The organism is Lentilactobacillus parafarraginis DSM 18390 = JCM 14109, assembly GCF_001435895.1.
In the GTDB taxonomy this organism is placed as follows: domain Bacteria; phylum Bacillota; class Bacilli; order Lactobacillales; family Lactobacillaceae; genus Lentilactobacillus; species Lentilactobacillus parafarraginis.
Window position 1 is genome coordinate 1 of sequence record NZ_AZFZ01000092.1, and the last position, 6,090, is coordinate 6,090.

Here is a 6,090-nt window from a genome sequence, read left to right on the forward strand (position 1 = left end):
TTTTTTAGTACCAAAACTTGACGTAGGAGCATTTATGGAGAAATTAGTATTAGTCCGGAGGTGATGATTAATGAGTCCTAGTGAATTAGTTGCAGAAATTCGTAGTCATGATTTTGATTACTATCTAGATGAATTGATGGATAATGTTAGTGACGATGTGGATAAACGGGAGGGATCCATTATTTATGATGCTTTGGCTCCCGCTGCAACGGTTTTGGCCGAAGAAGCAATTACTTTGGCTAACACGATTGAATTTATTTATACGCAAACTTCCACGGGTGAGTTTCTAGATTACCGTGCTGTTGAACGAGGAACCAGTCGAATCGCTGCCACCAAAACGCAAGTTAAAGCCACTGCTATTGATCGAAATAATCTACCTGTTACAAATATTCAAATTGGTGATCGGTTCGCTTCGATTGGGGATGAACCGATTTTTTATACCGTCATTAAAGTAACTGATGATATTAAAACGCAGCTTAGTTCGCCACAGACAATTGCTGACAAAGGCGGAGCAACTTTTTCAGCTATGGCTACTGATGTCACCGCACCAATAATTATTTTAGAAGCAGAAGAGTTGGGCACTAGGCCCAATGGATACAAAGGCCAAATCTTACCAGTTTCCTATAACGATGTCTTAAGCTATGCCGAAATTACAGAAATAACGGTACCGGCTAGAGACAGTGAAAGTGACGATGATTTACGAACACGTTTATTGTCTCCGGACACTTACAATGCTTATGGTGGTAATATTGCAGACTACGTTGATATGTTAGACCGAATTGAAGAAGTTGGTGCAGGACAAATATAACCCGCTTGGCAAGGAGGCGGAACTGTAAAATTAGTTATCGTGGATAATAATTTCTTACCAGCGTCAGATGAATTAATCGCTTCGGTTCAAAATGAAATTGATCCAGCTCCAGGTGGAAGTGGTTATGGATTGGCTCCTATTGACCATGTTGTAACAGTGGCTACACCGACAGAATTAAAAATAGACATCATTAGCACAATTACGTTTGCTACAGGCATTGATGAAACAACTGTAAAAAATAATATTAATCAAGCATTGCAATCTTACTTTGGTAATTTAAGAAAAGGTTGGGCAGTAATTGATGCTACCATTGGCCGGGGATATAACGTAACTGTTTATCGTTCACAGATCTTAGCGGAGATTTTAAAAATTAACGGCGTAACTAATGCCACTTTGCCGACCTTAAATGATCAGGAATCTGACTTGAAATTACAAGCGACTAATGAAACTTCTGAATTACCAGTTTTAGGGACGGTGACATTGAATGACTAAATTAATGGATTACTTACCGGATTATTACCAAGGTGTTCGGGAAATGGACCGATTGCTGAATGGAGAGCAATTGACACTGGATGAACTAGAGACATTTGTACGTCAATTTTTAAGCAATCAATTTGTGACCACTGCGGATGAAACCGGGGTTAAGTTAATGGAATCTGAGTTAAGTATTGTCCCCAATAGTACTGATACACTGCAACAGCGTAAAAATGTGATTCTGCTGAGACTATTACCGCCTGCAGCCATTACATGGCCATACTTTAAGCAATTAATCCAAAACCTGAATATTCCGATTGACCTTCAACAAGATGTCATAAAGCAAACAGTTTCGGCGATGTTTTATAATAGGCTGCCAACCTCAACAGAGATTAAACAGCTTCAATATATTTTTAATACATTGATTCCAGCAAATATGGTGACCAAATTATTTACACCGACTGAAACCCAAGTCAGCTTTAAGCAATACTATGGCATTGCTACGGTAATTCAGGTTGAAACAGTAGTAAATGCGAAAGGAGCAAATTAATGAGTGAGTATCATGATTCCCAACTAACCGCTTTTGGTGCTGATTTAGCCCAGCGCGCCAGCAACGGTGACACTAAATTCACAATTACCAAAGCGACTTCTACGGCTGATGATTTAAGCCAAACAGATTTAAGCCAATTAATTACATTACCACATGAAAAGCAGACTGGTGAAATTGATCGAATTTTGCCTGATCCAAATGGTGGAACGAAAGTTAAAGGAACAAAAGTTAGTTTTGATAATTTAAACTTAACTGAAAGCTATCCCATCCAGGCGATGGGATTGTATGCCAAAGAAGATGTCGATGGAGCTAAAGAGCAACTTTATGCAGTTACCACTGCGGCTGATCCAGAAACAATGCCCAAGTCTGATTCTGCCATTATGTTTACTTTTGCCGTTTCGATTTACGTTGTGGTTGGTAATGCCAAACAGGTTACAATTAATGTAAATCCTGATAGTTTTGCAACTAAGGAATATGTAGCCGATGCCATTGCTAACGTTAAGGTGGATACGTCTGATTTAGCGAAGTTAAACCAAGATAATTACTATACTGGTGATAATCAGTTTAAGTATGATCCAGTTAATAAAGATGGGGATGCCTATGGGCTTGCGAAAAATATTGATACTAAAGTAACTGATAACAAAGACGGATCAGTTGTGATTAACGGCAAGACGTATGTGCCCGCCGATGATACCAAGGTGGTCCACAAAACTGGTGATGAGGAAATTACAGGAACTAAAACCTTCGACACGGCACCCATTGACAAAACGACTGGTAATCCCTATATCACCAAAGATGGGGTACCGGCGGTGCCTTCAACTTTAGCTGATACCACTAAGTTGGCCAACTTTACTAAAGGGCTGCAGAAGAATGGGAAAGATGTAGCAACCGTTGATCAAGTTGGTTCTATGATTAAACCATCCAGCGCTAATACGCAAGACAGTGCGCTTTCAGATTCTAATAATGATACAAGTTCATACTTTACATGGGAGTGATAGTAAATGGGGATTGTTCATAATAGTAAATTGGTTTGGGGAATTGCGCACAATGGTAAAAAATTAAAAGGCCTAGCTAGAAATGGTAAACGCATTTTTCCGTTAGATATTAGAAGTACAAATACCGCTACTCATAATATTGACGAATTGAACGGCGATGGTAATGGAAACTTGTGGCTAGATTCTACGGTCGTTGATGGTAGCACTTATATTTTAACGACAGATAGAAACGGCAATTTAAGTGTCTCAAAGATTATCGATAATAAAACTTTGGAAGCACCAGTGATCAGTCTTACCGGCCCCACCACTAGTTACTTACCTACAGGGCATATTGAAACTGATCATGCGGGAAACATTATTCTAGCGATTGTTGGCATTATAGCTAAATTTGATTTGACCAAAGCGGGCACAAATAAAGTAGTTTGGGGAAAGCAATATCCTGATGATGATTTTGTGCCTAATCGAATTGCCATAGATTCCGAAAATGGTATTGTTGTTGTTGGCACTGGTTCTAACATCTTTGCTTATTACTATGATAAAGATGGCAATTACAAAGCTCAAATGGGTCTGAGTAATACGATTGGGGAAGCTGTGGCGATTGATGCGGATGACAATATCTATATTGGTTTTGATCTGTATTACAATGGTGAATCACAAGATGGGATTATTAAATACTCTCCTCAATTAACAGCTAGATTGGAGGACTGGAACTTTTCGTTAACTTCGATGCCGACAGCAATGATTATCTGTAATGATTTTGTGTATGTCTCAACATATGGTGATGGTGCCAGCGATTCACTTTTTAGAGTTACCCTCAATAGTGAAACTGGTCAACTTGATAAAAGCTATTCCACACCAAACGATGCCCGATGTCTTGATATGTTTTTTGACAGGGGTGGGTTTATTCATTTTTTGTGGTGCAATAACACCAATAGCCAAATTAATATTCAAAAATGTGATTGGGACGGTACTAGTGTATGGGTTTCAGAAACTGTTAATGCCAAAGGTGCTAGGGCAAGTATGGATTCTAAAGGCGTTATTTATGTTATATCCCCATATGATATTAACGGTAGCACAACACAAGATGTTACCGCGTTAAGCGTTGGTAAGGATGTTAGCGGGATCCCATCCGTCAAATAAGCAGAACAATAAACGTATTTTAGTATTAGTTTTGTGAGGAAGGTGTGCTATAATGAATTTTGTTGGTAGCTTCCCCGGTTACTAACCATATTTCAAAAGATATTACCTTCACAGATATCTTTTCCGAATTGTATTCATAATCTTGCCCCATATATGATTTAGCATCTATCTCCCCAGATAGGTGCTTTTATTTTACAATATTAGGACTATAATATTTGCAAGGCTATCGTGTTTAGGACACGTTAGTCCACTACCATTCATGCGTTAACATAGTATTCATCCATCCGATGAATACTTTTCTTTTGCCGTAATTAATGGTTTGCAACCGAAGTGAAAACTCATATAATCCTAGTTATGCACTGGTTTTCTTATGTGCATAAATGATTAATTGCCCCCCTCGGTGGATTAATCGTCAATATATAAATTGTTACACTAAACATCTACTTTCAGGTAGGCGTTTTTATTTAAGGGGTTCCTGAAAGGGTTCTTGAATCCAAAAAGCTAATTATGGCTGTTATCTCTTGTTGAATCATGTTATATTGTCTACGTTAATAGGACGTTTATTGACGATAAATTGATAATTCAACCTGCATAGTTTCTTTAACTAGTGTCTATCCCACGCTTGGGATAGGCGTCATTTTGTGCTTAACTGTTTACATTAAAAATGAATGTTTTATAATATGATTAAGGTTGATGTACTGACATACGCATTGACCCGCCCCCCTTAATATGAGTAACTTCTAACAGTTAACTCGTGTTATGTATTACCCTCACTAATTAAAGTATCTACTCTAGATGGTAGATACTTTTTTTAATAATGGGTGTAGAATGAATCGGCGGTCTGAAGTATTTTGTGGATTGATTTTGAATATTCGATCTTGTTGTTTTTTTAAAACAATTTTGGATCCTATTAATTTTAAGACAAATTGCTATTGCAAACGAGTGTTAGGTTGAATGCTTGACACAGTTTACACTTCACAAATACACTGGGAGTACGCAATAATTCTTATATGGAAAAGGAGACTTATATAATGCCTATTTTATCTGAAGAGATGAAAAAAATGGTTGGAAAACAATTACCATTTCTAGCAACTGCGGATGAGAATGGAGTGCCTAAAGTTGGCCCTAAAGGATCGTTACATGTACTGGATGATTCACATCTTTTGTATTTTGAGCATACCTTTCGACATGCCTATCACAACTTGCGGCAAAACAACTATGCGGCAGTAGCTGTGGCTGATAGAGAGGCTCAGAAGGGCTTTCGATTTGAAGGAACAGCTCGGATTTATGAAAATGATTCCGTATCTAAAAAGTATTTACCCCCGAAAATTTTTGACCGTTTTCCACGTGCAGCAGTGGTCATTATTGATGTGGAGCACATTTTTAAGTTGGATAACACTTTAGAAGCGGGTACACAAATCAGTTAACATTATCAGCATAACAAATATATACAAATTAGCCGTCTACGGAAATAGATGGCTTTTCTTTTGACCAAAAACAGAAAGGAGCGTGAGGCCATTGCCATTAAGCGATGAGGATCATCAAATGCTATTGAAACATGGCAAAGAACTATCGGATCACGAACGTCGGATTACTGATCTTAACAATAAAATGACTGACACTTTAAAGAGTGTTGATGAAAGTAACAAATATTTACGGGAGCAAAACAATCATATTCTGGAAGCAATCATCAAAGGAAATGAAAAGAATGACACTCACAAGCAAGAGATGGAAGTAATTAACCGGCAAAACTTGTGGAAGGTGGTCACCATTGCCATTGGATCCAGCTCCGTGATTTATTTGATTCTACAACAGTTAATTCATGTTATTCATTAGGAGGAATTTAAAATGTTAGATAAAAAGTATTGTACCGCTTCAATTTTGTTTGCTGCTAATGTGGTTGATGGTGGTCGTACGATTGATGAAGTACCGGCACCATTTAAAACGGATGTTCAGGCGCTGTTAAAAACGGACGAATCAGCTCAGACAACGTCAGTTAAGCAAATCGTACCAGTAACCTCTGTTGATACTGCAAAGCAAATTGTTGTTGTGAAATCTACTGACACTCTCACGAAAGAAGGCTAATTATGAATTTAACTGAAACTTGAAAGCTAATAATCACG

6 protein-coding genes and 1 pseudogene are annotated in these 6,090 nt (G+C 38.0%); all 7 read left to right on the forward strand.

The window, feature by feature from the left end; translation table 11 throughout:
* Positions 1-70: 70 nt before the first annotated feature.
* The 7 genes and pseudogenes from FD47_RS13260 (at position 71) to FD47_RS13290 (ending at position 6,052) form a co-directional block, all read left to right on the forward strand.
* A pseudogene (locus tag FD47_RS13260) lies at positions 71-1,300 on the forward strand (baseplate J/gp47 family protein).
* Positions 1,293-1,832: a putative phage tail protein gene (locus FD47_RS13265; RefSeq protein ID WP_054736204.1), complete on the forward strand. Its 540-nt coding sequence runs from the start codon at positions 1,293-1,295 to the stop codon at positions 1,830-1,832. The pseudogene FD47_RS13260 and the gene FD47_RS13265 overlap by 8 nt, the downstream one beginning before the upstream one ends.
* Positions 1,832-2,827: a hypothetical protein gene (locus FD47_RS15920; RefSeq protein ID WP_054736206.1), complete on the forward strand. Its 996-nt coding sequence runs from the start codon at positions 1,832-1,834 to the stop codon at positions 2,825-2,827. The genes FD47_RS13265 and FD47_RS15920 overlap by 1 nt, the downstream gene beginning before the upstream one ends.
* 6 nt (positions 2,828-2,833) lie before the next feature.
* Positions 2,834-3,967, forward strand: a complete 1,134-nt coding sequence (locus FD47_RS13275; protein WP_056980792.1) for an NHL repeat-containing protein — start codon at positions 2,834-2,836, stop codon at positions 3,965-3,967.
* Positions 3,968-4,998: 1,031 nt separating this feature from the next.
* Positions 4,999-5,394 (forward strand): pyridoxamine 5'-phosphate oxidase family protein, encoded by a 396-nt coding sequence (locus FD47_RS13280; protein ID WP_054736211.1) that lies wholly within the window; start codon positions 4,999-5,001, stop codon positions 5,392-5,394.
* Positions 5,395-5,512: 118 nt separating this feature from the next.
* Complete coding sequence (locus FD47_RS13285) at positions 5,513-5,803, forward strand: hypothetical protein (protein WP_054736216.1); 291 nt, start codon at positions 5,513-5,515, stop codon at positions 5,801-5,803.
* Between the two features lie 12 nt (positions 5,804-5,815).
* The gene (locus FD47_RS13290; RefSeq protein WP_054736213.1) at positions 5,816-6,052 is read left to right on the forward strand and encodes a CD1375 family protein; all 237 of its coding nucleotides are present in this window, start codon (positions 5,816-5,818) and stop codon (positions 6,050-6,052) included.
* Positions 6,053-6,090: the final 38 nt, after the last annotated feature.